The organism is Streptomyces sp. WAC05292 (assembly GCF_003949955.1).
In the GTDB taxonomy this organism is placed as follows: domain Bacteria; phylum Actinomycetota; class Actinomycetes; order Streptomycetales; family Streptomycetaceae; genus Streptomyces; species Streptomyces globosus.
Genome location: NZ_RPSE01000591.1, coordinates 1 through 2,632 on the forward strand (window position 1 = coordinate 1; position 2,632 = coordinate 2,632).

General features: G+C 75.0%; 2 protein-coding genes. One reads left to right on the top strand and one right to left on the bottom strand.

All coding sequences use genetic code 11. The features are described 5' to 3' along the window. A partial coding sequence (locus EF903_RS31360) for a hypothetical protein (RefSeq protein ID WP_185902927.1) occupies positions 1–780 on the bottom strand: 780 nt, incomplete at its 3' end. A 442-nt stretch (positions 781–1,222) separates the two neighbouring features. On the opposite strand from EF903_RS31360, the gene EF903_RS31365 reads away from it, so the two are divergent. Continuing rightward, positions 1,223–2,587, top strand: a complete 1,365-nt coding sequence (locus EF903_RS31365; protein ID WP_260616175.1) for a CdaR family transcriptional regulator — start codon at positions 1,223–1,225, stop codon at positions 2,585–2,587. Positions 2,588–2,632 lie beyond the last annotated feature (45 nt).

Consider the following 2,632-nt stretch of genomic DNA (forward strand, 5'->3'; position numbering starts at 1 on the left):
GGGGGCGGACTGCGGCTGCGCGGCGGCGGGGCCGGCCCGCTCGGTGCGCATCCGCTCCCGCATGCGCAGGACGAGCAGGGTGGCGACCGCGACGAGGCAGAGGGCGTACGCCGCGGTGACCCAGCCGCTGGCGGGGCGGCCGGCCTTGAGCCCGTGCACGAGGGACGCCCCCCAGGCGGGGTAGGCCCCGACGTGCAGCGCCCGCCACCAGCGGGAGCGGCCCTTGGTGGCGAACGCGCTGCGGACGGCGCCGGAGACGGCCGTGCTGACGAAGAAGTACCCGGCGAGGCTGCCGAGTCCGATCAGCACCGGCTGGCTGTCGTCGGTGAAGGGGATGAGGACGGAGCCGACGTCCGTCCGGGATTCGGCGATCTTGATCCAGACGTGCAGGGCGAGGAAGCCGAGGCCGGCGACCGCGAGTCCGCGGTGGACGCCCTGGGCGACGATCCGGTGGCCGGAGGTGAGCAGGACGCGGTCGGTGGCGGCGAGGCCCCACAGGACGGCGGAGGTCAGGGAGACGAGCGAGAGGACGCCCGCCCCGTAGTCCAGGAACTCCCACAGGTTGGTGAGGGCGCCGGCCCGGGCGGCGACGCCGAGGGCCAGGAGGGCGGCGAGCGCGCCGAGGGCCAGGGTGGCGGGGCGGGGGCCTCCTGCGGGGGACAGCAGCGGAGGTCGGCGCACCGCCCGCCGTCCGGCTGCCGCGGCCGCGGCCGCGCCGGCGTGGCGTCTGGTCCGGCGGGCCCGGTGGGAGCGGGGCGCGCGGGTCTGGGACAGGGGCATCGGGTTCTCCCATACGCCGGGCCCGAGGCACTCCACTTCGCACTCGGCGCCCGGGGTGGTCGACGGAACTGCTCCGCGGCGGGCGGGAGATGGGCCTCGCCGGCCGGGAGCGGGGGGCCGGAGTGCAGAAGCATCGTGGACCTTCGCAACGCCTCCACAGTATTTATCGAATCGTGACAAGTTCTTGTGCGTGTGGCGCCGCCGCGACGAACGTCCCCGGAAGATTCCCTTCCAACGGTGCGGCGGCCCCCCGGTCACGCCTGGTCGGCCGCCACACGTCCCCGTCGGCAAAATCGAGGCAAAGCCGCGGGACCGCAAGTGGTTGACGCCCTCCTGGAGGGTGTACGAGGTGCTCAACTGCCCCGTCCGCAAAGTCGGTACGGGCAGGGGGCGGCTCGACGCGGGCCTGTCACCTTCCCCTCGGGGCAGGCCTTACCCCGGCATGAACGAGGTAACGATGTGCGAACTGCTGAACCGTATCTGGGCCCGACCGCGCGGCGAGTGGACCCGGGTCCTGCGCCGGGAACTCCCCGCGCTGGCATCCGGGATGGTGGAGGAGCTGAGGGACGGCATCCCCGGCTTCGCCGCGCTGGTGGATGACCTCGACGACGAGGTGGTCAGAGCACAGGTCGAAGCTGCCCTGCTGACGGCGCTCGGGTACCGCGAGCCGCTGACACGCCCCCAGGAGGGGGCGGAGGCGCACGGCACCGCGCCCGACGGCGGCCCCGAGCCGGTCAGGGCCGGCCCGTACGGCACGCCCGCCGGGCATCCGGACGTCGACGACGACACCGACGAGGACGGCCGTACGGGGATCGACCCCGACGAGGACGCCGACCTCGACGTGGCGGCCCTGGACGCGGCCGCCGGGCTCCCCGGAAGCTCCCTCCGCGGGCCCGGACTGCACGGCGGGGGTACGGATCCGGTCCTGGACCGGATCCCCCGCCAGGGCTCGTACCGGACGCGGACGGGCCCGCTGACGGTAGTCGCCTCGGACGGCCCGGGCAGTGCCTGCGAACGGGCGCGGAGGGAGCTCTTCTCCGCTCTCACAAGTGACATGCCCATGGCTGAAATCGCTCTGTCGGAGCTCGCCCGCGCCGCCGGCTGGCCCCTTCCCCCCGAAATACGGGCCATCGCGCTGGCGACGCCGGGCGAGACCCAGCAGCTGGCCGCCTCCCTCGGCGACGCCCTGGCCGGCATGGTCGGAGGCCAGCCGTGCCTCCTCGTCCCCAGTCCCGAGGACCCCGACACCCGCACCGCGCTGGAGTCCCTGCTGCGCGGCCGGTTCGCGGCCGTGGGCCATCCCGTCGCACCGCGCGAGACGAGCCACTCGCTGCGCTGGGCCCTGCGCCTGCTGGCCCTCGCCCCCCACCGGCCCGGGCCTGAGGGCCGCCCCCTCTTCGTCGACGACCACCTCTCCACCCTCCTCCTGCTCCAGGACGAACCCCTCGCGCACGCCCTGGCCGCCCGCTGGCTCCGGCCGCTGGCCGATCTGACGCCGCGCCAGAGCGAGCGGCTCGAAGTCACCCTCCTCGCCTGGCTGGAGGGCGGAGGAGCCCCCGAGGCCGCCAAGGCCCTGAGCGTCCACCCGCAGACCGTCCGCTACCGGATGCGGCAGCTGGAGAAGCTCTTCGGCCCCGGACTGCGCGACCCGCGCACCCGTTTCGAGCTGGAGATGGCTCTGCGCAGCCGCCGGCTCATGGCACAGGTGCGGCGCCAGTACGCGCGGGTCGGCCGCAAGGCCCGCGCCGCCGCCACCGACTTCCGCCCCCTCGGCGTGGACCGCATGGCCCGCGTCAACGGCCTGTAGCCCCGCCGGCACGGGCGGCACCTCCACAGCCACCCGGCCCCTGCT

What these genes read in the sequence shown, in the direction of transcription:
- EF903_RS31365 (WP_260616175.1), top strand. Translation starts at nt 1,223, where the DNA reads ATGAACGAGGTAACGATGTGCGAACTGCTGAACCGTATCTGGGCCCGA.